At 61.8% G+C, this 21,910-nt stretch carries 22 protein-coding genes; 12 read left to right on the forward strand and 10 right to left on the reverse strand.

What is annotated here, in order from left to right; all coding sequences use genetic code 11:
• Positions 1–18 precede the first annotated feature (18 nt).
• The 3 genes from speA (at position 19) to AC1Z1G_RS03455 (ending at position 4,456) form a co-directional block, all read left to right on the forward strand.
• Complete coding sequence (gene speA, locus AC1Z1G_RS03445) at positions 19–1,932, forward strand: arginine decarboxylase (protein WP_483624886.1); 1,914 nt, start codon at positions 19–21, stop codon at positions 1,930–1,932.
• A gap of 233 nt (positions 1,933–2,165) precedes the next feature.
• On the forward strand, positions 2,166–3,662 hold the full coding sequence (locus AC1Z1G_RS03450; protein WP_483624888.1) for a type VI secretion system Vgr family protein: 1,497 nt from the start codon (positions 2,166–2,168) through the stop codon (positions 3,660–3,662).
• The gene (locus tag AC1Z1G_RS03455) at positions 3,659–4,456 is read left to right on the forward strand and encodes a DUF4123 domain-containing protein (protein ID WP_483624890.1); all 798 of its coding nucleotides are present in this window, start codon (positions 3,659–3,661) and stop codon (positions 4,454–4,456) included. Before AC1Z1G_RS03450 ends, AC1Z1G_RS03455 begins: the two co-directional genes overlap by 4 nt.
• A gap of 24 nt (positions 4,457–4,480) precedes the next feature.
• Here the strand turns inward: AC1Z1G_RS03455 and AC1Z1G_RS03460 are convergent, their stop codons facing one another.
• Both AC1Z1G_RS03460 and AC1Z1G_RS03465 read right to left on the reverse strand, forming a co-directional pair.
• The gene (locus AC1Z1G_RS03460; RefSeq protein WP_483624892.1) at positions 4,481–5,830 is read right to left on the reverse strand and encodes an MATE family efflux transporter; all 1,350 of its coding nucleotides are present in this window, start codon (positions 5,828–5,830) and stop codon (positions 4,481–4,483) included.
• A gap of 71 nt (positions 5,831–5,901) precedes the next feature.
• The gene (locus AC1Z1G_RS03465; RefSeq protein ID WP_483624894.1) at positions 5,902–6,195 is read right to left on the reverse strand and encodes a hypothetical protein; all 294 of its coding nucleotides are present in this window, start codon (positions 6,193–6,195) and stop codon (positions 5,902–5,904) included.
• Positions 6,196–6,374: 179 nt separating this feature from the next.
• On the opposite strand from AC1Z1G_RS03465, the gene AC1Z1G_RS03470 reads away from it, so the two are divergent.
• The 5 genes from AC1Z1G_RS03470 (at position 6,375) to AC1Z1G_RS03490 (ending at position 10,711) form a co-directional block, all read left to right on the forward strand.
• Complete coding sequence (locus tag AC1Z1G_RS03470; RefSeq protein ID WP_483624896.1) at positions 6,375–6,677, forward strand: MazG-like family protein; 303 nt, start codon at positions 6,375–6,377, stop codon at positions 6,675–6,677.
• The gene (locus AC1Z1G_RS03475; protein WP_483624898.1) at positions 6,677–7,426 is read left to right on the forward strand and encodes a methyltransferase; all 750 of its coding nucleotides are present in this window, start codon (positions 6,677–6,679) and stop codon (positions 7,424–7,426) included. The genes AC1Z1G_RS03470 and AC1Z1G_RS03475 overlap by 1 nt, the downstream gene beginning before the upstream one ends.
• Positions 7,427–7,447: 21 nt before the next feature.
• Complete coding sequence (locus tag AC1Z1G_RS03480; RefSeq protein WP_483624899.1) at positions 7,448–8,056, forward strand: DUF4136 domain-containing protein; 609 nt, start codon at positions 7,448–7,450, stop codon at positions 8,054–8,056.
• Between the two features lie 40 nt (positions 8,057–8,096).
• Positions 8,097–8,654: a DUF4136 domain-containing protein gene (locus tag AC1Z1G_RS03485; RefSeq protein WP_483624901.1), complete on the forward strand. Its 558-nt coding sequence runs from the start codon at positions 8,097–8,099 to the stop codon at positions 8,652–8,654.
• Between the two features lie 143 nt (positions 8,655–8,797).
• On the forward strand, positions 8,798–10,711 hold the full coding sequence (locus tag AC1Z1G_RS03490; RefSeq protein ID WP_483624903.1) for a pilus assembly protein TadG-related protein: 1,914 nt from the start codon (positions 8,798–8,800) through the stop codon (positions 10,709–10,711).
• On the opposite strand, the gene AC1Z1G_RS03495 is transcribed toward AC1Z1G_RS03490, so the two are convergent.
• Complete coding sequence (locus AC1Z1G_RS03495; protein ID WP_483624905.1) at positions 10,708–13,461, reverse strand: PAS domain-containing sensor histidine kinase; 2,754 nt, start codon at positions 13,459–13,461, stop codon at positions 10,708–10,710. The two genes, AC1Z1G_RS03490 and AC1Z1G_RS03495, sit on opposite strands and share 4 nt — an antisense overlap.
• Complete coding sequence (locus AC1Z1G_RS03500; protein ID WP_483624907.1) at positions 13,458–13,898, reverse strand: TadE/TadG family type IV pilus assembly protein; 441 nt, start codon at positions 13,896–13,898, stop codon at positions 13,458–13,460. Before AC1Z1G_RS03500 ends, AC1Z1G_RS03495 begins: the two co-directional genes overlap by 4 nt.
• Positions 13,899–13,973: 75 nt before the next feature.
• Here AC1Z1G_RS03500 and AC1Z1G_RS03505 point away from each other — a divergent pair, with 75 nt between their 5' ends.
• Both AC1Z1G_RS03505 and AC1Z1G_RS03510 read left to right on the forward strand, forming a co-directional pair.
• Positions 13,974–14,444: a prepilin peptidase gene (locus tag AC1Z1G_RS03505; protein WP_483624909.1), complete on the forward strand. Its 471-nt coding sequence runs from the start codon at positions 13,974–13,976 to the stop codon at positions 14,442–14,444.
• Positions 14,445–14,568: 124 nt separating this feature from the next.
• Entirely contained in the window at positions 14,569–15,354 is a 786-nt protein-coding gene (locus tag AC1Z1G_RS03510; protein WP_483624911.1) for a response regulator transcription factor, read from the forward strand.
• A gap of 80 nt (positions 15,355–15,434) precedes the next feature.
• Here AC1Z1G_RS03510 and AC1Z1G_RS03515 read toward each other — a convergent pair whose 3' ends face one another.
• Genes AC1Z1G_RS03515 through cpaB form a run of 6 tightly spaced genes read right to left on the reverse strand, consistent with a single transcriptional unit; the run spans position 15,435 to position 20,793 of the window.
• The gene (locus AC1Z1G_RS03515) at positions 15,435–16,319 is read right to left on the reverse strand and encodes a type II secretion system F family protein (protein WP_483624913.1); all 885 of its coding nucleotides are present in this window, start codon (positions 16,317–16,319) and stop codon (positions 15,435–15,437) included.
• Between the two features lies 1 nt (position 16,320).
• Complete coding sequence (locus AC1Z1G_RS03520; RefSeq protein ID WP_483624915.1) at positions 16,321–17,205, reverse strand: type II secretion system F family protein; 885 nt, start codon at positions 17,203–17,205, stop codon at positions 16,321–16,323.
• A gap of 18 nt (positions 17,206–17,223) precedes the next feature.
• The gene (locus AC1Z1G_RS03525) at positions 17,224–18,498 is read right to left on the reverse strand and encodes a TadA family conjugal transfer-associated ATPase (RefSeq protein ID WP_483624916.1); all 1,275 of its coding nucleotides are present in this window, start codon (positions 18,496–18,498) and stop codon (positions 17,224–17,226) included.
• The gene (locus tag AC1Z1G_RS03530; RefSeq protein WP_483624917.1) at positions 18,495–19,685 is read right to left on the reverse strand and encodes a CpaE/TadZ family protein; all 1,191 of its coding nucleotides are present in this window, start codon (positions 19,683–19,685) and stop codon (positions 18,495–18,497) included. Before AC1Z1G_RS03530 ends, AC1Z1G_RS03525 begins: the two co-directional genes overlap by 4 nt.
• Complete coding sequence (locus tag AC1Z1G_RS03535; RefSeq protein ID WP_483624919.1) at positions 19,682–19,834, reverse strand: hypothetical protein; 153 nt, start codon at positions 19,832–19,834, stop codon at positions 19,682–19,684. Before AC1Z1G_RS03535 ends, AC1Z1G_RS03530 begins: the two co-directional genes overlap by 4 nt.
• A gap of 20 nt (positions 19,835–19,854) precedes the next feature.
• On the reverse strand, positions 19,855–20,793 hold the full coding sequence (gene cpaB / locus AC1Z1G_RS03540) for a Flp pilus assembly protein CpaB (protein WP_483624921.1): 939 nt from the start codon (positions 20,791–20,793) through the stop codon (positions 19,855–19,857).
• Positions 20,794–21,124: 331 nt separating this feature from the next.
• On the opposite strand from cpaB, the gene AC1Z1G_RS03545 reads away from it, so the two are divergent.
• Both AC1Z1G_RS03545 and AC1Z1G_RS03550 read left to right on the forward strand, forming a co-directional pair.
• Positions 21,125–21,349, forward strand: a complete 225-nt coding sequence (locus AC1Z1G_RS03545; protein ID WP_483624923.1) for a Flp family type IVb pilin — start codon at positions 21,125–21,127, stop codon at positions 21,347–21,349.
• Positions 21,350–21,394: 45 nt separating this feature from the next.
• On the forward strand, positions 21,395–21,808 hold the full coding sequence (locus AC1Z1G_RS03550; protein ID WP_483624925.1) for a response regulator: 414 nt from the start codon (positions 21,395–21,397) through the stop codon (positions 21,806–21,808).
• Positions 21,809–21,910: the final 102 nt, after the last annotated feature.

Raw genomic sequence — 21,910 nt, forward strand, 5'->3', positions numbered from 1 at the left:
CATTTATAGGGGACTTCGATGTCCGTACGACGCACACGCAAAGACGATGGCAGCCAATGGACAGTTGCGGACAGCCGCAGTGTTTACGGGATTCGCCATTGGGGGGCCGGGTATTTCGCGATCAGTGACGCCGGTCGCGTCGAAGTTCGTCCGAACGGCCCGAGCAGTTCGCCTATCGATCTGTTCGATCAAGTCGCGCAGTTGCGTAAAAGTGGCCTGTCCTTGCCTTTGCTGGTGCGCTTCCCGGACATCCTGCAGGACCGCGTCCGCCAGTTGACCGGTGCGTTCGACGCGAACATCGAGCGCCTGGAATACCAGAGCAAGTACACCGCGCTGTACCCGATCAAGGTTAACCAGCAAGAAGCGGTGATCGAGAACATCATCGCCACCCAGGACGTTTCCATTGGTCTGGAAGCCGGCTCCAAGCCTGAGCTGCTGGCGGTGTTGGCCCTGGCTCCGAAGGGCGGGACCATCGTCTGTAACGGTTACAAGGACCGTGAGTTCATCCGCCTGGCGCTGATGGGCCAGAAACTGGGTCACAACGTGTTCATCGTGATCGAGAAAGAATCCGAAGTCAGCCTGGTGATCGAAGAAGCGGCCTCGCTGAAGGTCAAGCCTCAGGTTGGCCTGCGGGTTCGTTTGTCGTCCCTGGCATCGAGCAAGTGGGCCGACACCGGCGGCGAGAAATCCAAGTTCGGTCTGTCGGCTGCCCAATTGCTGTCGGTGGTCGAGCGTTTCCGCGCTGCCGGCCTGGATCAGGGTATCCGTCTGCTGCACTTCCACATGGGCTCGCAGATCGCCAACCTGGCGGACTACCAGCACGGCTTCAAGGAAGCGATTCGTTACTACGGCGAACTGCGTAACCTCGGCTTGCCGGTGGATCACATCGACGTGGGCGGTGGCCTGGGCGTCGACTACGACGGTACGCACTCGCGTAACGCCAGTTCGATCAACTACGACATGGACGATTACGCCGGTGTCGTGGTCGGCATGCTCAAGGAATTCTGCGATGCGCAGAGCCTGCCGCACCCGAACATCTTTTCTGAAAGCGGCCGCTCGCTGACCGCTCACCACGCGATGCTGGTGGTGCAGGTGACCGACGTCGAGAAACACAACGACGACGTGCCGGTGATCGAGAACAAGGAAAACCTGCCGGAAACCGTGCAATGGCTGGTTGACCTGCTAGGCCCGACCGACATTGAAATGGTCACCGAAACCTACTGGCGCGCCACGCACTACATGAGCGACGTAGCCAGCCAGTACGCCGATGGCAAGCTGACCCTGGCTGAAAAAGCCCTGGCCGAGCAGTGCTATTTCGCGGTGTGCCGTCGCCTGCACAACTCGTTGAAAGCCCGTCAGCGTTCCCACCGTCAGGTGCTCGACGAACTCAACGACAAGCTGGCCGACAAGTACATCTGCAACTTCTCGGTGTTCCAGAGCCTGCCGGATACCTGGGCCATCGGCCAGGTGCTGCCGATCCTGCCGCTGCACCGTCTCGATGAAGAGCCGCTGCGCCGTGCGGTGCTGCAAGACCTGACCTGCGACTCCGACGGCAAGATCAAGCAGTACGTCGATGAGCAGAGCATCGAAACCAGCCTGCCGGTCCACGGCTTGAACGATGGCGAAGACTACCTGCTGGGGATTTTCCTGGTGGGCGCTTACCAGGAAATCCTGGGTGACATGCACAACCTGTTCGGTGACACCGACTCGGTGAACATCTACCAGAATGCCGATGGCAGTGTTTATCACGCCGGTATCGAAACCCACGACACCATCGAAGACATGCTGCGTTACGTGCACTTGTCGCCGGAAGAGCTGATGACGCATTACCGCGACAAGGTCGCCAGCGCCAGAATCAGTCCTGCCGAGCGTACCCAGTACCTCGATGCGCTGCGCCTGGGGTTGACCCGCTCGTCTTACCTGTCTTCTTGAGGTAACGGGCTGCTGTGATCGGGTTGTCAGAAAATGTTCCGCTAAGCGCGGACATTTCTGAGGACCCGGTACGGTTTTTCTTTTTTTGTTTGATGATTATTTGCACTCTCTTTCTATCAAAGAGAGGCGGTCTTTATTTCGCGTAGGTCATTTCCTAAGTTGTACTTCAGCACTCTACTCGGCCATGTCTCTCAGCGAGAATCCCCGGCCGCCCCTCCTGTAGAGAAACGCCGATGTTCGATCCAGCCAGCGAGCCGTCATTTCGTCTGGACATAGCGGGCCAGTCCCATCCCCTTGATGTTTTAGCGTTTACCGGTCACGAGTCGATCAGCGAGCCGTTTGCCTTTGATCTGGAGCTGTTGGTCAATGACCCGGACCTGGATCTGGCCGGCCTGCTGTATCGCTCGGCCTACTTGCAGTTCTCCAGTGGGCGCGGCGGCGTTCATGGGCAGATTCATGAGCTTGTTCAACGCGAACAGGGTGTGTCACCCAGCCACTGCCGGGTGCGTCTTGGGCCCAGGCTCGCCTGCCTGGCGCTGCGCTTCAGCCAGCGGATTTTTACCGGGCTACCCGTGCCCGAGATTCTCAGGCAGGTGCTGGATGAACACGGTATCCGTGAAGGCGAGTGCCGCTTTGAGTTGCAGGGCGAATACCCGGTGCGTGAGGTGTGCAGCCAGTACCGCGAATCGGACCTGCAATTTCTTCAGCGCCTGTGTGCCGAGGAACACATCCATTTTCACTTCCAGCACCGCAAGGCCGGGCACCGAGTGGTGTTCGCAGACCACCGGCAGGGTTTTCGCCGGGGTGCCTGCACGGTCTTTCGCGGTGAAGGCAAACACGGGGCGATCAGGCAGTTGAAGGTGCAGGCGAAGACTGATGAGGGAGGGCCGCAGGCCGAGGGCGAGAGTGACTTGCCGGGCCTGCACAGTGGCCTGGTGTTGCCGCTGGCGGGTCATCCCCTGGCTGACTTTAACCGCCTGTGGTTGCTGACCCGGGTCGATCATCAAGGTGGCCAGCCGCAAGCGCTTGAGTATCGCAACCGGTTTCAGGCCATCCCCGTGACCGTGCCGTTCGTCGTCAACGGGCCGCCGGTGAAGCCCCGGATGAGCGGCGTGCAGCGGGCATGGCGAGTCGATGCCGACGGTGATGAGCCGGGGCGAGTGGCTGTGCAGTTTGATTGGGTGTACCAGGGCGAGGGCGCCAGGCCCAGTCACTGCTGGTTGCCTGCCCCGGCCCATTGGGGGGCTGAGCTGAACAAGGGTGATGCCATGCTGGTCGGCTATGCCGAGGATGATCCAGACCGGCCCTTTATTTACTGCGCCTTTCAGGACGCAGCAGTAGCCACCGCGCCACTGTTGCAGGCGTCGATCAGCCAGGCGTTGTTGACGGATGACCTGCCCAGGCTGCAATTGTCGAGTGGCCTGGAGCTGACCTTCGATGCAGACAGCGAGTTGTTGTTTACGGTCGGTGACAGCACGATCAGGTTCAGCGACAACGGGCTCGAGTTGTCCAGTGCTCACATCAGCCTTGCCGCTCAAGAGCCTGTGCCTGCCGGTTCAAGCGGTATCGACACGGGGGCCGATCATGAAGGATTGCGCGGGTTGGTTCAGGCCAGCCATCCGTTGGTGCTGTTGTGCCTGTTGCCAGAGGGCGGCAGTTTCGAACATTGCACTGCTTCGGTCTGCGCCTGCCGTTTGTTGGCGCGGTCCAGCCGAAGTGCCGCACGATGAGCGCTGTCCTGACCCCAGAGCCTACGCCGCAGTGGCTGTTGCTTGATGTCCCGGGATCGCCGCAATCGGCGCTGAACTTGCAGCAGCAGTTTGCCGAAGTGCCGCGTTTTTCGGTGTTCGAGGGTACTGAGCTGCATGCCATTCGCCGCAGTGGCCCGTTGTTGGTCGAGTTGAGTTCGCGCTCGGCGTTGGGTGCTGCGTGTCGGCGCGAGCCCCAGGCCTGGCCGGGTTTGCTGTTGGCCAGCCCGGCACCCATGCCACAGTTGCTGGCGCATTTGCAGCGGATGCTGACGGTCACCTTCGGCCTGCATTACAAAGGCTTGCTGAGTTACTACAACCCGCAGACCGCCAGCTACTTTTTTGATGTAGACGATGCCGGTGAGTTGAGCCGCTGGTTGGGGCCGATCGATCAACTTCACTGGTACGGGGGCACTTGGGCCGATCAGGCCGCAGGCAGCCTGGGGTGGCTGCATTTGGTCAATCCACGGTTGGCGGTCAGAGGCCTGGCCATCGAAGACAACCTGAGTGTCGGTCAGCAGGCCCGATTGCAAACCTGCCTGCTGGAGCGACATGCCTGGCACTGGAGCCGCTCGACCGGCCGTGACTATGACCTGATCTGGCGCCACCTCCAGGAAGGGCTTGAGTGGGGGTTGAGTGATAACCCCGTACTTGATGGCTGGTTACGGCTACGTTTGCACTACCCGTCGGCGACGGTGCCGCTCGATCTGCCGGGACACACCCAGCAGGAACGTCTGGATAACTTGCGTATTCGCTGGCAGAACGACCCTTCCTGAGCGGCATGAAACCGGGGTGCCGGGTCAGTGAGCGTGGCCGCTGAACCAGGCGTCCTGCCGGCGCAGGTGCCAGGCGAAGGCGGCGAGGGTCAGGCTGCGCAACAACATGAACAGCAGAAAGGTCAGCCACAGGCCATGGTTGCCATAACCTTGCAGTGCCCAGCCGAACGGCAGCAGCAACAGCACCGTCAGCAGCATGCCATTGCGCATTTCCCGGGCACGGGTGGCGCCGATGAACAAACCGTCGAGCAGGTAGCTCCACACGGCAATCAGCGGCAAGGCGGCAAGGTAGGGCAGGTAGGTGAACGCCGTGTCGCGCACGCTCTGGATGTTGGTCTGCATCTCGATGAACAGATGACCGGCGAAGAGAAACAGCAACGCAAACCCCAGGCTGGCGATCAGCGACCAGCCGCAGGCGACCACCAGCGAACGGCGCAAGGCCTGCCGGTCACGGGCGCCGATGGCGTGGCCGCATAACGCTTCAACGGCATGGGCCAGGCCATCGAGGGCGTGAGCGGTCAGTAACAGGCCATTGAGCAGCAATGCATTGGCGGCGACGGTGGCGTCGCCCAGCCGGGCGCCCTGCACGGTGATCAGGAAAAACACCGACTGCAGCGCCAGGCTGCGAATGAAGATGTCGCGGTTTACCGCCAGCAGCGGTCGCCAGCTCTGCCAAACGGTCAGTGCGGCCCAGGCAATGTGTCCCGGATACGCGCGCAGTGCCTTGCTGGTCATGGCCAGGCCGACCAGGGCACCGGTCCATTCGGCGATCACCGAGGCCCGGGCCGCACCGACCACACCCCACTCCAATCCGAGGACGAACCACAGGTTCAGTGCGATGTTCACCAGGTTGGTGGTCAGCAAAATTGCCAGCGGCGCGCGGGCATTTTGCGTGCCCAGGAACCAGCCGACCAAGGCATAGCTTGCGAGGGCGGCGGGCAAGCCAAACAGGCGGGTGTGGAAAAAATCGCGGGTCAGTTGATCGAGTTCTGCCGACGGTTGCATGAAGTGCAGTGCCACCCCGCTCAGCGGAACGCCCAGCAGCCCCAACACCAGTGACAGCCCCATGGCCAGCAGCAAGCCTTGCAACAGAATCTGGCGCAACGCCGCACCATCTCCGCGCCCGGCAGCCTGTGCGGCAAAACCGGTGGAGCCCATGCGCAGGAAACCCATGGCCCAGGCCAAAAACGTGTACAGGCTGGCACCTACCGCGACGGCGCCGAGTTGGTGGGCGTGGGGCAGGTGGCCGATCACCGTGCTGTCGACCAGCGCCACCAGCGGCACGGAAATGTTCGACAGAATCATTGGCGCGGCGAGCGCCCAGACACGGCGATGGGTCGGGCGGTCGCGCCAGTCGGTGATCAGGGTGGGCATGCGGGCTCCTTGTTGAGCCGGCATTGTAGCGTCAGGCTGGCGTTTGGCAGCGGTACAGTTGCGGCGTTTGATCAGTGGATGATCCAGCTCAGCAGCCACAACCCGAGGACCAGCCAGATGATCCCCATGATGATCGAGGTGCGCATGAAGGCGCGGATCGCCGAGTACAACAGCATCAAGCCGATGATCAGCGTGAGGATGCTGATGAGTGAGGCGTCCATGCCCAGCGCTCGCGAAAGCCCGTCGATAAAGTTGCTGCCCGCGTGGGTCAGCATGTTGAACAGGCCACTGAGGCCATCGACGATGAACCGGATAACCGAGCCCAGCGCCTGGCCGAGCCATTCGAAAAAGCTTTCTACCTGCATGTGTACGTCCTGATCAAAAAGAGAGCGGGGTTGCCAGCGCAAGCCTTGGGCACGACCGGTGCCGGGGAGTTCCCTGCAAGCATAGTGGTTTGCCACCTCGCCAGTACATCGGGATGCGGCAGCTGCCTCTTGCCTTCATCGCCCAAGCCCCCGAAGCTATAGGCCTTCAGGAGAGCCCGATGAACCTTGTTGAACTGACCGAACGCCTACACTGCATCCGCGACCGCAACGACTGGCGGCAATTTCACAGCCCGAAAAACCTGGCCATGGCCGCCAGTGTGGAAATGGCCGAGCTGGTGGAAATCTTCCAATGGCTCAGCGAAGACCAGTCGCGCCAGCTACCGGCGCAAACACTGGCCCACGCCGGGCAGGAAGTCGGCGACATCGTGCTCTATCTACTGCTGCTGTGCAGCGAGTTGGGGTTGGACATGGAACAGGTGGTGCGCAGCAAACTCGCAGACAGCGAACGGCGGTTCAGCTGATGAGCGACCGTCATTTCGATCAGTTGGCGACCCGTTTCGCCGAAAAAATCTACGGTGGCGCCAAGGGCGCGATTCGCCTCGCAGTGCTTCAGGCCGACCTGGCGGAAACCCTGCCGGACCGCCCGCTGCGGGTGCTGGACATCGGCGCGGGCCTTGGCCATATGTCGTTGTGGCTGGCCGAACGCGGGCATCACGTGACCTTGGCCGAGCCGGCCGAACCCATGCTCGAAGGCGCTCGCCAGCGCTTTGCCGACGCAGGGCAAGCGGCGACCTTCATCCAGGCGCCGTGGCAGGACTTGCTCGGTCAGCTCACCGAACCGTATGACCTGGTGTTGTGCCATGCGGTGCTGGAATGGCTGGCCGAACCTCACGCGATTCTGCCGGTGCTGCACCAACTGACGACAAAAGAAGGCTGGTTGTCGCTGGCGTTCTACAACCGCGATGCACTGATTTATCGCAACTTGCTCAAAGGCCATTTCCGCAAGATGCGCAAGAACGACATGGCCGGCGAGAAGCAGAGCCTGACCCCGCAAATGCCATTGGACCCGCGCGAGCTGGCGGCACAACTGGACGGCCTGTGGCAGGTCGAAACCCAGAGCGGCGTGCGGGTGTTCCACGATTACATGCCTGTGGAGTTCCAGGCCCGCGCCGAGCTGCTGGACTTGCTGGAAATGGAGCTGGCCCATCGTCGTCATCCAAGCTTTGCCGGGCTTGGACGTTATTTGCACTGGATCTGCCGTCCGGTTTAAGCCGGCAGCCGTGGAGACCGTATGAACCCTCGATTCGGATTGATCGTGCTGTGCCTGGGGCTGGTTGCCTGTGAAGGCAGCAATCCGTATGTCGCCACGTCCAACCCCTTGCCGCCAGCCCCGGCGCAGGCGGCCAGCACGTTTGATCGCAGCGCCTACCCGGCACCGCCACGCGATTATGGGCGCTATCGCAATTGGGCCTGGCTCAATGGGCGCTTGCCTGCGGGTTCGGCCTGGGCGGATTCCTCGCAGATTGCCGAAGCGGTCGGTAGCGCCCTGGATCAACAGGGGTTGCGACCACGCTATGACAACCGCCCGGCAGACCTTTGGGTCAGTGCCGACCTGCATCTGGAAAAACGCCTGCGTCAGGTCCAGGACGACTACGGTTATGGTGGGTACGGCGGCTACAACCGATATGGCAACGGTTACGGCATGTACGGCAGTGTGCCGATTGTGCGCACCTATGAGGTTGACGTGGTGGTGGTCCGGATCAACCTGTTCGACGGCGCCAGCGGTCAACCGGTCTGGAGCGCCAGCGCCGAGACCAGCAGCCAGGGCTCGCAGATCGAGCGCGCCGATGCCTTGCGTGAGGCTGTGGAAAAGGCCATGTCGGCGTATCCTCCTAGTTAGCAACACCCCTGGGGCAGATGTCTTCAATCGGAGAAAAATCATGGTCCGCCGTTTCGCTTTACTGGCTTTCGCCGTGCTGCTCAGCGCTTGCCAAAGCAATCAGGTCAATCACGACTTCGACGCCAGTCGCGACTTCTCGGCCTATCGCAGCTGGAGCTGGAAAACGCCCGCGTTGCAGTATCGCCCGGACGATCCGCGCATCAAGAGCGACCTTACCGAACAACGCATCCGCCAGGCCGTAGCCGATCAACTGGATCAACGCGGTCTGCGCCCGGCAGCGGCCGGTGCCCGGGCTGACGTCAATGTGCAGGCTTACCTGATCGTCGAAGACCGTCAGCAACAAGTGACCACCAATTATGGCGGTGGCTGGGGCAACCCATGGAACGGTTACTGGGGCGGGCCGATGTACAACGAAACCCGCAACGTCACCTATAAAGTGGCGACCCTGCAGATCGACCTGCTCGATGGCAAGGACGGCAAACTGGTGTGGCGCGGCAGCGATGAGCAAATGCTCAGCAGTACGCCGAAACCGGCGGATCGCAGTGCCGCGATCCGCGAAACGGTAGGGCGGATACTGGCCAACTACCCGCCTCGGTAACCTCGCACTGATCGCCTCCATTATGGGGGCGATCTTCGTTTCAGGATGTGTGGCAACTTGCCAGCAATCTCCCCGGGCCTTGACTACACTGCTGAGCATCGACGGAGGCAGCGTCCGGCCTTGTGCCGGCAAAGGAGTGCGCCATGCCCGCTCATTTTCGCGGCCCGAACGGGCAACGTGGCGCCATTGGCCTGATCGCGGCGTTGACCATGGGCGTGGCGCTGTTGTTCGTGCTGGTGGTGGTCGACACCGGTCGGTTGTACCTGGAGCGCCGTTCGTTACAGCGGGTGGTCGATACGGCGGCCCTGGAAGCGATCAGCCGCGACGGCAATTGCCTGCCGGGCCTGAGCGCCGCCACGTATGTCACGCAGAGTGCGACCCGCAACGGTTTCATCGTCGGCCCCGGCCGGACACTCGCCACCACCTGCGGCACCGTGCAAACCGGTGTCGGCGGCATTCGGGCATTCATCGTCGATGCCAGCAAGTCGACGGCGATTCGGGTGATCGGCACCCATACGGTGTCCACCAGCATTGCGGCCGGAATTGCCGCGCTGTTTTCCGGCGGGCCGCTGAACCTCAACACTCAACTGACGGCCACCGCCGTTGCCGCCGAACCCAAGGCGACACTGGCGCAATTGAGTATTCGCAGTACGCTGGCGAGTGTCGACACCGCCCGTTCAAGTATCTTGAATCCGCTGTTTTCGGGCCTGCTCGGCGGCAACGTCAACCTGACGGCTGCGGGCTGGGATGGGCTGGTCAAAACCGACGTCAATTTGCTCAAGTACATGGACCAGTTGGCCATCCAGTTGGGGGTGACGGCGGGCGATTACACCGCGTTGCTGAATCAGCAAGGCACCGTGACCCAATTCCTGAAAGCCGCCGTGACCGTCGCCAACCTCAACGGCGCCACGGCCACGGTGATCACGGCATTGGGTGACCTGCAACTGGGCGCGGCCAATGCCAGGCCCATCAAACTGGGGGATGTGCTTGAACTGCAAACCGGTACGCAGACGGCCGGCCTGGATGCCACGGTGCAGTTGTTCCAGCTGGTTCAGGCGTTTGTCCAGTTGGCGAACAAGAACAGCGGCGTGAGCGCGACGGTGCCGGTGAGCGTATTGGGCCTGGCGGGCGTGACCACCCGGATCAAAGTGATTCAGCCACCGCAGTTCTCGGCGGTAGGCGACCCTGAACTGGCCAAGGCTGCGCCGCTGGGGGTGAACAGGATTTATGTGCGCACCGCCCAGGTCCGAATCCTGGCAACCGTTGACTTGTCCCTGATCAACGCGGTGTTGCAACTGGTCAATACGTTGTTGAGCACGGTCGTCCTGGCGATCAACACCTTGCTGGCACCGGGCTGTTTGCTGGGCACCTGCACCCAGACCGATCTGGAGATCACGCCCAACGGAGTCAACCTCGATGTTGGCCTTGAGGCGGGAATTGGCAGCAGTTATGTCACCGATTACACCTGCGTCAGCCCCACGAGCAAAAGCCTGACCGCTACCACCGAGGTGAGCGCTGCTCGCGTCGGTGTCGGGCAGGTCAATGCCGCGTCCTGGTTGGCATCGGGTGGCGATTTTTCACCCTTGACCCTGGTCGATGTCGGTTCGAAAACCTGCCATTTTGGCAGTTGCGGTCCGCGGACCCCGTTCGCGGGTGGCGGGTTGGAGGCTCAGGTCAACAGTACGATTGCCAGGACCCTCGAGCCCAATTACACCTACGTCAACCCGCAGGAAATCAACGTACCACCGCTGCCGTTACACACGGTGTCGGTGTCGGGTGTGGTGAACAGTCTGAACGGGACTTTGGGCGGTATCACACTGATTTCCCATTCGCCGACCCTCACCGGCAGCCTGCTGGGGGTGTTGCTCAATACCCTGGTCACGACGCTGAATCAGGTCGTGGGGCTCTTGACGTCGGCCATCAGCGGTTTGCTGGCGCCGCTGGTTGATCCGCTGGTCAATGCCTTGTTGTTCAACCTGGGGATCGACGTCAACAAAGTGGACGTGGGGTTTAACCTCACTTGCGGACAGAAAGGCAAAGCCTACCTGGTGATTTAGTCGTCCAGGGCAATCGGCAACTCAATGCAGAACTGGGCACCTTCCACCGTGTTGATGACGCTCAGATGGCCGCCCATGTTTTCCACGATGCCGTAACTCACCGACAACCCCAGGCCCGTGCCGACACCTACCGGTTTGGTGGTGAAGAAGGGCTCGAAAATCCGCTCCAGCAGACGCGGGTCGATGCCGCCGCCATTGTCTTCGACCCACAGCCGTACCGAGTGTTGATCGCGCTCGGCATGGACCGAGATCCAGGGCTCAAAGTCCCGCTGCGCTTCGCGCTTGCTCAACAGGGCATCGCGGGCGTTGACGATCAGGTTGATCAATACTTGCTCAAGCTGATCGACATGCCCGCGCACATTGACCTCGAAGCCGAATTCACTGACCCGCAACTCGAGCCCTTTGCCGCGCATGCCTTCGGCCAGCAGCGCCAATGTGCCTTCCACCGCTTGTGCCGGGTTGAAGGGCTGCTGCTCGATTTCCGAGCGGCGGCCGAACACCCGCATATGGTCCACCACCCTCGCTGCCCGCTGGACCTGCGCGTCGATTCGGTTGAGTTTGTCTTGCAGGTAGTCGATCTGCACATCGCCATTGCTCAAGCGCTTGAGCACATTGACGATGGCCATGCGCATCACGTTCAGCGGTTGATTGATTTCGTGAGCCAGGCCGGTGGCCATTTCGCCGAGGGTGGCCATTTTTGCGCTTTGCGTGAGCTGCTGCTGGGAGCGCCGGACTTGCGTGTTGTCGCGGCCCACGGCCTGCACTTCCAGCAATTGGCCGTGTTCATCGAACACACCGCGATCGGACCATACCCACCAGGCGTGTTCGCGTCCGGGCAATTTCAGGTTGATTTCCGCGGTGCTCACGGGGTGTTCCGGCGTCAGTCGGGCGAGGCGCTGGACAAAGGTTTCACGCTGTTCCCCGGACAGCCAACTGCCCAGGTTCACCCCCGGTAATTGTTCGGGCAGGCACTCCAGATATGTCGCCAGTGGCCGGTTGCCAAAGGTCAGGGTCAGGTCCGGGCGATAGCGGCAGATCATTGCCGGCGAGTCTTCCACCAGGATCCGGTAGCGCTCTTCACTCTGTTTGACCTGCTCGGTGGCCAGGGTCGCCTCGGTGACGTCGAGCCATAGGCCGACCGCTTCTACCGGCAAACCGAGGTCGTCGCGCAGCAGTTTGGCTTCATCGAGCAGCCAGTGGTAATCGCCGCGGCTGTCGCGCAGCCGATAACGGGCCCGTGTCGCGCCCTCGCGCAGCAGTTGCCGGGTACGCTCGAAATAGTGGTCCCGGTCCTCGGGGTGGACACGCTCGATCAATGCGCCGTCAGCGCAATCGGCAAGGCTCCAGCCGAGCAGCGGCAGCAGGCTGTCGCTGAAAAAGGTTGGTTGCAACGCGCCTTCGACATAGCGCTGAACGTAGATCACCGCCGGCGAACTGGCGATCAGGTTGTCCAGCCGCGCATGAGCGGCGGCGGCTTGCTGTTGCTGGTTCTTGATGTCGCTGATGTCGAGCATGAAGCCCACCAGGCGACGGTGCTCACCCACCCCCAGCGCCTGGCCTTGCAGGCGATACCAGACCGGGCTCTGCGCTGCATCGCTCTGATGCAGGCGCACACAAACCAGCAACGCCTTGCCCTGTTCATCCAGCGCCTGCAAGCGGCTGCCGAGCTCTTCGCGGTCGGCTGGATGGATGCACGCGAGCCAGCTGTCCAGCGGCAACGGGCGGGTGGGCAGTTGCAGGGCCAGGGCCAGGCACGGGGCCAGTTGCACCTGAGCGCGGGTGCCGAACACTTCCCACCAACCGGTGCCGAGCAGAACCTGCAAGGCTTCAAGACGTTCCAGTTGTTGATCGTGCAACTGTTCGCGCAGGCGGTTGAGTAATGGTGCGGCGAGTGCCGCGCTCAGGTGCTGCCAGTCCCGGTCGCTCAGGTCCGGTGTGAGCGGTGGCGCGGGATAAAAGCCGCAGAGCAACCAGGCTGCGACGCCGTGGCTATCGCGATAGGGCACGGCCAGGCCATCGGTGTTACCGAACAGAGAGTGCACGGGCGCGTGTTCGCTCATCCCCTGATTCACGCTCAGGTGCAGCACCGTGGTGGAGTCCAGGCTGCTCAGGCCATTGCCCAGCCGTTGTCCGTCGTGCCACAGCGTCGGGACGGGAAAGGTGCTGAACTGGCGGTGAATCTGCCAGCCTTCCTGCTGGTCGTCGGGCAGGGCGATGGCCACGCAGGGAATCTGCCAGCGTTGCGCTACCGCTTGCAGTTGATCCCGCAGAACGTCCCCCAGGCGCGGCAGGCCGCACATGCACAATTGCTCGCTGATGTGCCCGGCCAACACCTGGCATTGCTCGCGATGGCGTGACTGCTGGCGTTCGTGAAGCAAATCACCGATGTCCAGCAGCGAGAGGCTCCAGTCATCGGCCAAGGGCTGGACCCAGCCGCGCACGTGCAGGACCGTGCCGTTCACTGTCAGGAAGTCCAGGTCCAGGGTGTTCCCCTGCCAATCGGCGGGCGGGCCTTCCACCGTCAGGGCGCTGTGGGGCATCAGGCAATCGCGCAGCAAGGGTGAGCGATCTGGCGCAGTGGCCAGGGCCAGTTGATGGCGCAGCGGGCCACTCATCTGCAAAATCCGGCCTTCGGGGTCCAGCAACAGATGCAGGCCAACGCCTGGCGCGCTCGGCACAGGTGCGGTATCGAGGGCGGGTAACGCTTGGCGTTTGAGCAAGCGCGCGAAGAGATTATCGCCACTGCTCAAAACTGCAGGCTCGACTTGGCTGTCAGGAGTGTTGGCAGATTGGGCACCGCGCCGATACCGGGCAGCACCAGCCGTGGCAGGACCTGATAGAGCTTGCTGGACGGGTAGTTGATGGTGACGGACAGCACGCCGTTGGCGTAGAGCGCCGTGGCATCGGTGTCGGCATTGAATTGCAGGGCGGTGGGGATCCATGAAAGTTGCTGTTTGAGCACGGTGATGGAAAGGGTTTCGATTGTGCTTTTGTAGCCCGTGGTGGTCGGGTCCACTGCCACGCTGCGACGCACGGCTTCGGCGGTCGACTCGTTGAACGACTGCATCAGCAACAGCGGCAGGCTATAGCTGACGAGGCCGTAAAACACCGCAAAAAAAATCACGAACACCAGTGCGAACTCAATCGCCGCGGCACCTTTTTGTTTTCTGCGCAGGCCTGCTTTCATGAGTGCGGCTACCCTGACTCTCACTGTGTGCTATCAGCATAGAATCATTCAGCCAAAACGGACGCCTTTTAGCCCATGCACAGTCTTGTTCTGTTGATCTGGTTGGCGCTGTGCGCGGCACAGGATGCACAGCAGCGCCATATCGCCAATGGCCTGACGCTGGGGGGCGGTGCGTTGGCGCTGGTGTACCTGCTCTGGACGGGCAGTACCTGGCTCGGTGCGAGTGCGGCACAGGGCGGCTGGGCGTTTTTGCTGGCGCTGGCGTTCACCGTGCCCGGTTATGCCTTGGGGCGCCTGGGCGCCGCTGACGTGAAGCTGATGGCAACGATCGGTCTGGCCAGCGATTCCTTGACGGTGCTGGGCTGTTTTATCGGGGCGGGAGTCGCCAGCCTCGTCTGGCTGGTGATCGGGCCCAAGCTGTGGCCATCAATGAGTCAAGGGCTTCGGCAGCGGCTGCAGTACCTGGCGCCCGAGCGGTCAAAAAAAGCACCGTTCGCCCCGTTTGTGTGGCTCGGCCTGTTGGCGTCGTTACTTTGGATCCACTAGTCGCATAATGCCTCTATCTCGATGTGAATAGTCGCAAAGTAGTCTACTTTCAACTCAGTATCGTCACAGCCCATTGCTGTCGGTACCGGGGTGGTCAGTCTTGGACTTGGGCATGGAGTAGCGCGTGAGCAAGCTTACATCGGCGATAAAAGTGCTCGTGGTCGACGATCAGCCGTTGATCGTTGAAGAGCTGTGCGAATTTCTCGAAAGCAGCGGTTACCGTTGCGTTCCCTGTGAGTCCGGCAAACACGCCATCGAGCGCTTTTGCGAGGACCTCGATATCGGCCTGGTGTTGTGCGACCTGCACATGCCGGACTATGACGGCATTCAACTGGTTCAGGAGTTGCAACGGCTGTCCGGCAAGCAACGGGCGTTCGAGGCCATCATGCTCACCGGGCGGGCTGACAAGCAGGACGTGATCAAGGCCCTGCGCGCCGGGATCGCCGATTACTACCAGAAGCCGATTGACCTCGATGAACTGCTCGCAGGCCTGCAACGTCAGGAAGTCGCCTTGCAGGAGCGCCAGAAAAGCCTGCAACTGGGGCACTTGAACCAGAAGCTGCAATTTCTTTCCGACTCCATCGACGACCTGTATCAGGACCTCGACAAGGTTCGCCGCAACCCGCCCTCGGCTCAATCCTCGGCCGAAGAGGGCGCCAGAGAGGGCGACCGTGCGCAGGTCCCGGCCATCTTCGACGCGCTCTCGCCGCGCCAGCTCGATGTTGCAAGGCTGGTTGGCAAAGGCCAGACGAACTACCAGATCGCCTGTGAACTGGGCATCACCGAGAACACCGTTAAACTCTACGTTTCCCAGGTGTTGCGACTGACCCACATGCACAACCGCACGCAACTGGCGCTGGCGTTGTCACCGGGCAATTCCGGATCGCATCAGCGGGTCACGGCCCATTAACCCCGGCCTTGTCGGGGCCGCGAGGGTGGCCCGGCAGGGTGAGTGGCTCTTCCACTTTCTTTCCTGTCGTTCCTCCGGGTTCAGGACGCAAACGCCCGTGCAATCGCGGTAAAACCCGGACCGGCCAGTACGATCAACAAGGCTGGAAACAGGAACAGCATCATCACCACGGACATCTTGGCAGACATTTTCGAGATGTATTCCTGCAAGCGTGTCAGGCGCCGATCGTCGAGCAGCTGTTTGAGGGCCAGCAGTGATTTCATCGCACCGCCCCCTTGCTGGATCAGTTGCTGAAGGATCACGCACGTCTCACTGAACTCATCGACTTCCAGCCACTGCGCCGCCGTGTTTAACTCCTGGCCAAGCTCAAGGCCCGAGTCGACGCGGGTCAATATCACGCGCAGTTCGTGGGTCAACCCAGGCAGTAATTGCCGGGCTTCGGTGCTCAGCACTCGCAGCGATTGCTCCACTGCCATGCCAGACTCGAAAAGAATGCGCAGCAGGGGGATGAACGTCGAAATTTCCGTTGCGATCTGCCGCTGGCGTCGTTTTGCCGCGATTGCCAGCAAGCGCTTGGGCAGCAGGTAACCCAGGCACGCGATGAGTGTCGGCCCAATCCAGTGATTGTGGATGTGAGGGAAAAACAACGCCTGCACCACCAGGGCTACCGCCAAGGCAAGCATCGGCAGGCCGATCTGGAAGGCTGCGAACAGTGACCGCTGGTTGGCCCGCCGCCAGCCGAGGCGGTTGAGCAAGACTTGGGTTTCGGCGTCCAGGCTGACCGAGCGGCGACCGACTTTGCTGTCGCCTACCACCCGCAGCCAACTGCCGAGTGTGTTGTCGCGGGTCAGTTGCCCCTGCAACCGCTGTGCGATCTGCCGCTCGCGGCGCCGTTGTTGCAACAGGCTGCCGAGCACCAGCAGCAGGGCACCGAGAAACATCAGGGCGCTGAGCATCAGGGCCATCTCAAATACTCCGCAACATGCGCCACAGCGCCAGGCAGCCGGACACCTGCAAGCACACGGCGGCGATCAGCATCTGCCGGCCGCTGTGATCGTTCCACATGCTCATCAGGTAATGAGGGTTGGTGAGCATGAACCAGGCGGCCATCAACACCGGCAGCAGCGCCAGTACTGCGGCGGTCATTCGGGTTTCACCGGTCATGGCGCTGAGTTGGCGGGCGCCCTGTTCGCGTTCGCGAATCAGCTTGATCAGGTTCTCCAGCAACTCGCTGGCATTGCCGCCATAACGATGGTTGACCTTGAGGCCCAAGGCGAACAGTCGCAATTCGTCTTTCTCATACAACTCGGCGAGGTCGTGGACCGCCTCGGGCAGGTTCACCCCCAGTTGCACGTTGCGCTGGACCCGGCCCATGGCGGCTTTCAGTGGATCGGCGCTGGCCTCGATGCCGCCCATCACCGCGTCAGCCAGGGTGCGTCCCGACTTGAGGCTGCGCACCGTGTGATCGAGCAATTGCGGCAGTTGTTGAATCATCCGCCCCAGCCGTCGTCGATACAGCCCGGCCACCACCAACCGCAGCACCAGCGGCGGAATCAGCAACAGGCTCAACAAGCCGCCCCAGCCTGCTATCGCAAACCCCAGCAGTATCGCGAGGGCCCAAAGTGTCAGCCACAGGCCCAGCCGTTCGGTGGGGCGCCCGAGGCCGGCGCGCAGGAAGGCGCGCTCCAGCCCGGCCCAGGCGGGTTTCCCTGCGGTCAGTTGCGGTTGGCCCTGGGTCAGGCGGCGGAGTACCCGCTCGGTGCCGGTCTTGCGCAGGCTCTGGTAGAACAGCCGCACCGACAGCCCTAGCAAGGTCAGGCAAATCAGGCCGAGCACTAGCGGACCGGTCATGGCACGGGCCTCAAAGGGTCAGGTAAAAGTCGGGCTGGCGGTTCGGCGCAACTTGTCGCCTGCGGGGTTGACCGCCTCGCGCAGAAAGCCGAAACCGGTCCGTCGGTCGAACAGGAACAGGGTGTTGGTGATGTACACGTCATCGCGCACACCGACCACTTCCACCACCTCGCTGACGCAGCGTCGGCCATCGGGCAGGCGTGTCAGCTGGATCACGACGTCCAGTGCGGCGCAGATCATCTGTCGCAAGGTTCGTTCGGCGATGGTGCGCCCGGTCAGGCCGACCAGGGTTTCCAGGCGCAACAGCGCATCCTGGGCATTGTTGGCGTGCACGGTGCTCATGGAACCGTCGTGGCCGGTGTTCATCGCGGTCAGCACGTCGAGCACTTCGACGCCACGGATCTCGCCCAGGATGATTCGGTCGGGACGCATGCGCAGGGCGTTGCGGATCAGGTCGCTGGCTTTCACTTCGCCGTGGCCCTCGGCGTTCGGCGGACGGGTTTCCAGGCGCACGACGTGAGGGTGACCGAGTTGCAGTTCCGCGACGTCCTCGATGGTTACCAGCCGTTGGTGCGGGTCGATCAACTGGCTGAGAATATTCAGCAACGTGGTTTTACCGGTGCCGGTGCCGCCGCTGATCAGGATGTTGCAGCGCTTGCCGACGGCGTCCTGAATGAAGTCGAAGATCGCCTGATCGATGGTTTGCATGGCCATCAGGTCGCTGCTTTTGAGCATGTCCTTGCGAAATTTACGAATCGACAGGCAAGGTCCGTCCAGGGCTATCGGCGGAATGATTGCGTTGACCCGACTGCCGTCGGGCATCCGCGCGTCGACCATCGGCGATGACTCATCGAGGCGCCGCCCCAGCGGCGCCAGAATGCGCTGCATGACCCGTTCTACGTGGTGGGAATCGATGAACCGCAGGTCGCTTTGGTGAAGAACACCGTCGCGTTCGACAAACACCCGGTGTGGGCCATTGACCAGGATTTCGGTGACGGTCGGGTCGCGCAGCAGCACCTCCAGTGGCCCGAAACCGGTGAGTTCATCGACGATTTCCTCGCCCAGGCGCTCCATTTCATAGCGGGAAACGGCCAGGTGCAGACGGGCGACGTACTCGGCAACCTTGTCGGTGACGAACTGCGACAGCAAGGGACGGGAGCCTTCCAGCAGGTTTTTTCCGGACTCCTCGATGGCATCGATGATGTAGCGATGCAGCACCAGTTTCAGGCCCTCGTGATCGGAGTTGCCGGTGGGCGTGCGGTTGTGTGCGCCGAAGAGTTTTTCACCGTTCATTGACTGCCCCTCAGGCGGTTGAGCCAGCCGGACCTTGGTTTGACCAGTCCTTCGGAGCGTTTGGCCAGCCGTTCGCCGAGGGTGCGCAGGTTTTGGCTCAGGGCCTCGCGCGGGGCCAGTTCGAACAGGCTGACGCCCTGGTTTTTTGCGTTCAGCCGCAGTTCAGGGCTGTAGGCCAGGACCGCGATGACTTCCAGGCCAAAGCTTTTGCCCAGGGTCTGCGAGTCGGGTGCGACGTTGCGCAAGTAACGGTCCACCAGCAGTCGGGCGTGTTCCAGTTTCATGCCTTTTTCGCGCCACAGCCCCAACACGGCAAGGTTGCGTCGGCAGTCGAGCACGCTCTGGTCGGTGTACCACAGCAGCTTGTCGCAATGGCTGACAAAGGTGCGCAAGGCCTCGCTGTCGGGCTGCCCGGTGACGTTCACCACGATGTGCTGGAAGTGTTGGCGCAAGGCGCTGAGCAGCATGTACAGCTCAGCGGCGCTGGTGCGCTCGAGGGGTTCGTCGGCGCTGGCGTAGGCGAGGATGCGCAAACCGGTCTCGGTGCCGGTGAAGGCACTGTCGATCAGCGTGGTGTCGAGCCGGCGCAGGTGACGCAAGGCGTCGCCGAAATGAAACGAACTGTCCAGCCCCAGCAGCGCCAGGCTGTCACCCCGGGGCAGCCCCAGGTCCAGCAGCAGGGTTTGCTGACCGCTTTTTTGCACCACCATGGCCAGGTGGCTGGCCAGTAACGCGCCATCGGCGTTGCTCTGCACGCCGTAGAGCACGGTCAGGCCACCCAGTTGGGCGTTCGACGCCACCGGTGGCAGGCGTTTGCTCAAGCGCCGGACGAGCCCGGCGACTTCGCTTGCGCGTGAGCCATACGCGACGAAATCCCGTGCCCCGGCCCGCATCGCATTGAGTACCAGTTGATTGTCCATGCCGTCCCCGAGGGCAACGATGGCAAGCATCGGCTTGGCTTCCAGCGCGCCTTCGATCAGGGCGCTCTGGGTCACCACGTGGTCGCGGTCGAGGCCGACAAACACCAGGCTGGCGAAGGTCACGTCGACCAGCGCGAGCAACTCGTCGAGGCTGTCACCGCCGACGCCGACCACCTGTCCCAAAGGCGCGAGGGCACCTTGCAGCCATTCGAGGTCGGTGCTGTTACGCGTGATCGCAAGAAAGCTCTGGCTCAGGTTTTGGCTCATAGCGCTGGCCTGCTGTGGTGATGGCCACCCGGTTGTTCGCCTGCGCGGGTCCTGCGACTCAGGGCGGGCAGTGCGAAGTCGACAGGCAAGCCGATCGTCAACAGCACGCAGAACGTGCGCTTGAACCGCAGCATCGAACGACTGTGCATAGGGCTGCATCCTTGCTCAATCAAGGGGTTTGTTGGCTTGCTTGGTTGCCGCGAATGACTTCCACTGCGGGTCGTGTCCCCGTCGGGCCGTTGCTGGCCAAGCCTTTGGGGGCGCTGCCGAGGGCCAACTGGTTGAATTGGGCCAGGCGGCTGTCGGCGGCGCTCAGGTGGGAGGAGGAGTCGCTTTCGCCGGCCCAGTATTTGGCCAGGCGCTGCTCTTCATTGCTGCGCACCGCCAGGCGCAAAGTGCCGACCTGGGTCGCCAGCATCAGTCGGCTCAGCAGTTGTTCGGGCACCGCCAGCACCACGGTTCTTGCCGCCGTGCGGCGTTGTTCCTGCTTGAGTTTTTCTTCGGCGCTTGACGTCGCGCTGGCCGGTTTGCCGTCGTTGGTCAGGCCCAGTTGTTCGCCTACTCCGAGGATACGCAGGGCGGGCACGACAATTTGTGCCGATTGCTGCGGGTTGCTGACGTCCTGACGCAAGAACAGCAGCACGTCGACGTAGTCGCCAGGTATCAGTTGCCCGCCCGCGCTGACGACTTCGTCAACGGCGACGGCCAGGGCGCGCTCGTCGCGGTGGATCATCCGCGCCAACGGCCCGCCCGCCTCAAAGCTGTCATCGCTGAGCCAGGTGCCGGCGTTCAGGTGGCGCCACGGGGTGCGGCCAATCGCCTGATCGAGGCTGGCGAGGCTGCCGGCCGGTGCGCTACGGAGTTTTTCCAGTGTCAGGTCGGCGGCGGTGAGCGGGGTGAAGGGCGGTACGTCATGGAGTAGCACGACCACTGGCTGGCGGGTTTGATCCTCTGCCGTGGCGACGGTTTTCTCCACGACGGTGGGTTGGGCAGGAGGGGCCACCAGTGCGGCTTGCGGTTGACGGCTGAGCACCAGCCCCCAATAACCGGCGATGAGGGCACCGACAAGCAGCAGCACGGCCAGGCCCATGGTGAAGCGACTGTTCATGACGGCTCTCCCTTTCCTGCTGCATGACCGGCTCGTACATTCCAACGAGATGGCCTCGCAATCAGGCAGCTATGAACATGCAACGATTTCGCTATTTGAAAGTAGTCCACGTAGGGCGATTCGCCATTACTCGTCAAAAAATAAACTGGCGCGATAACGACCACCTCCATGAGGTCGCCTGCTGACGGATATCAACCGTGCGACTAATACTTTGTGATTAATCAGTTCTTACAGTTGTTGTCCCGGGGTTTGTTGACAATGCTCTGGTGGCACAGAGGAATCATGTTTTGCCTCTGTTACAGCTGCGTCCCCGGCGCAAAGGAGAAGTCGTATGTTCCTTCACTTCCTGCAGTACCTGTCCATTCGTTTCCAGCTGTTCATGAGAAGAACCGAGGGTGCTTCGGCGATTGAATACGCACTGATTATTGCGATGGTGGCCTTGGTGGTCATTACGTTCGTTACGCCAATGGGGGACTCGATCAAGCTGACGTTCAACAAAGTCATCACGGCGCTGGGCGGGTCAGTTGTGGGTGGTGCTCCGGCAGGCGGCAGCTAGACTTGATCCCACCCGGTTCTTTCCTTCACGCCACAGGTATTGCCTATGAACGCCTCTTCATTCCCGCGCCAGCAATTGCTTTTGGTGGACGACGAAGAGGATGCACTGCTGGAACTGGCCGAACTGCTCGAAGGTGAAGGCTTCATGTGTTTTACCGCCACGTCGGTCAAGCTGGCGTTGCACCACCTCACACGCAACCCGGACATCGCGCTGGTCATCACTGACCTGCGCATGCCCGAGGAGAGTGGCATGTCGCTGATCAAGCGACTGCGCGAACACACCTCCCGCCAACACTTGCCGGTGATCGTCACCTCCGGCCACGCTGACATGGAAGATGTCAGCGACATGCTCCGGCTGCAGGTCCTGGACCTGTTTCGCAAACCCATTTATCACGTGCGCTTGCTGGAAACCCTGAACAACCTGTTTCCACAACCCATGATGCACCTGGTCAACCCCTGAACCCCTGCGCGCCTGCTATTTGAAAATTGACGCCGTTCGCTTGACGATTGGATGGTGTCGAAATGATGGCTCGTGTACATTTGCCGGCGTTTTCTTCAGCAC

Source organism: Pseudomonas sp. JL27(2026), from assembly GCF_056933555.1.

Bases quoted from the DNA above. Each gene is read 5' to 3' on its own strand.
- speA (WP_483624886.1), top strand. From the start codon at position 19: ATGTCCGTACGACGCACACGCAAAGACGATGGCAGCCAATGGACAGTT.
- AC1Z1G_RS03450 (WP_483624888.1), top strand. From the start codon at position 2,166: ATGTTCGATCCAGCCAGCGAGCCGTCATTTCGTCTGGACATAGCGGGC.
- AC1Z1G_RS03455 (WP_483624890.1), top strand. From the start codon at position 3,659: ATGAGCGCTGTCCTGACCCCAGAGCCTACGCCGCAGTGGCTGTTGCTT.
- AC1Z1G_RS03460 (WP_483624892.1), bottom strand. From the start codon at position 5,830: ATGCCCACCCTGATCACCGACTGGCGCGACCGCCCGACCCATCGCCGT.
- AC1Z1G_RS03465 (WP_483624894.1), bottom strand. From the start codon at position 6,195: ATGCAGGTAGAAAGCTTTTTCGAATGGCTCGGCCAGGCGCTGGGCTCG.
- AC1Z1G_RS03470 (WP_483624896.1), top strand. From the start codon at position 6,375: ATGAACCTTGTTGAACTGACCGAACGCCTACACTGCATCCGCGACCGC.
- AC1Z1G_RS03475 (WP_483624898.1), top strand. From the start codon at position 6,677: ATGAGCGACCGTCATTTCGATCAGTTGGCGACCCGTTTCGCCGAAAAA.
- AC1Z1G_RS03480 (WP_483624899.1), top strand. From the start codon at position 7,448: ATGAACCCTCGATTCGGATTGATCGTGCTGTGCCTGGGGCTGGTTGCC.
- AC1Z1G_RS03485 (WP_483624901.1), top strand. From the start codon at position 8,097: ATGGTCCGCCGTTTCGCTTTACTGGCTTTCGCCGTGCTGCTCAGCGCT.
- AC1Z1G_RS03490 (WP_483624903.1), top strand. From the start codon at position 8,798: ATGCCCGCTCATTTTCGCGGCCCGAACGGGCAACGTGGCGCCATTGGC.
- AC1Z1G_RS03500 (WP_483624907.1), bottom strand. From the start codon at position 13,898: ATGAAAGCAGGCCTGCGCAGAAAACAAAAAGGTGCCGCGGCGATTGAG.
- AC1Z1G_RS03505 (WP_483624909.1), top strand. From the start codon at position 13,974: ATGCACAGTCTTGTTCTGTTGATCTGGTTGGCGCTGTGCGCGGCACAG.
- AC1Z1G_RS03515 (WP_483624913.1), bottom strand. From the start codon at position 16,319: ATGGCCCTGATGCTCAGCGCCCTGATGTTTCTCGGTGCCCTGCTGCTG.
- AC1Z1G_RS03520 (WP_483624915.1), bottom strand. From the start codon at position 17,205: ATGACCGGTCCGCTAGTGCTCGGCCTGATTTGCCTGACCTTGCTAGGG.
- AC1Z1G_RS03525 (WP_483624916.1), bottom strand. From the start codon at position 18,498: ATGAACGGTGAAAAACTCTTCGGCGCACACAACCGCACGCCCACCGGC.
- AC1Z1G_RS03530 (WP_483624917.1), bottom strand. From the start codon at position 19,685: ATGAGCCAAAACCTGAGCCAGAGCTTTCTTGCGATCACGCGTAACAGC.
- AC1Z1G_RS03535 (WP_483624919.1), bottom strand. From the start codon at position 19,834: ATGCACAGTCGTTCGATGCTGCGGTTCAAGCGCACGTTCTGCGTGCTG.
- cpaB (WP_483624921.1), bottom strand. From the start codon at position 20,793: ATGAACAGTCGCTTCACCATGGGCCTGGCCGTGCTGCTGCTTGTCGGT.
- AC1Z1G_RS03545 (WP_483624923.1), top strand. From the start codon at position 21,125: ATGTTCCTTCACTTCCTGCAGTACCTGTCCATTCGTTTCCAGCTGTTC.
- AC1Z1G_RS03550 (WP_483624925.1), top strand. From the start codon at position 21,395: ATGAACGCCTCTTCATTCCCGCGCCAGCAATTGCTTTTGGTGGACGAC.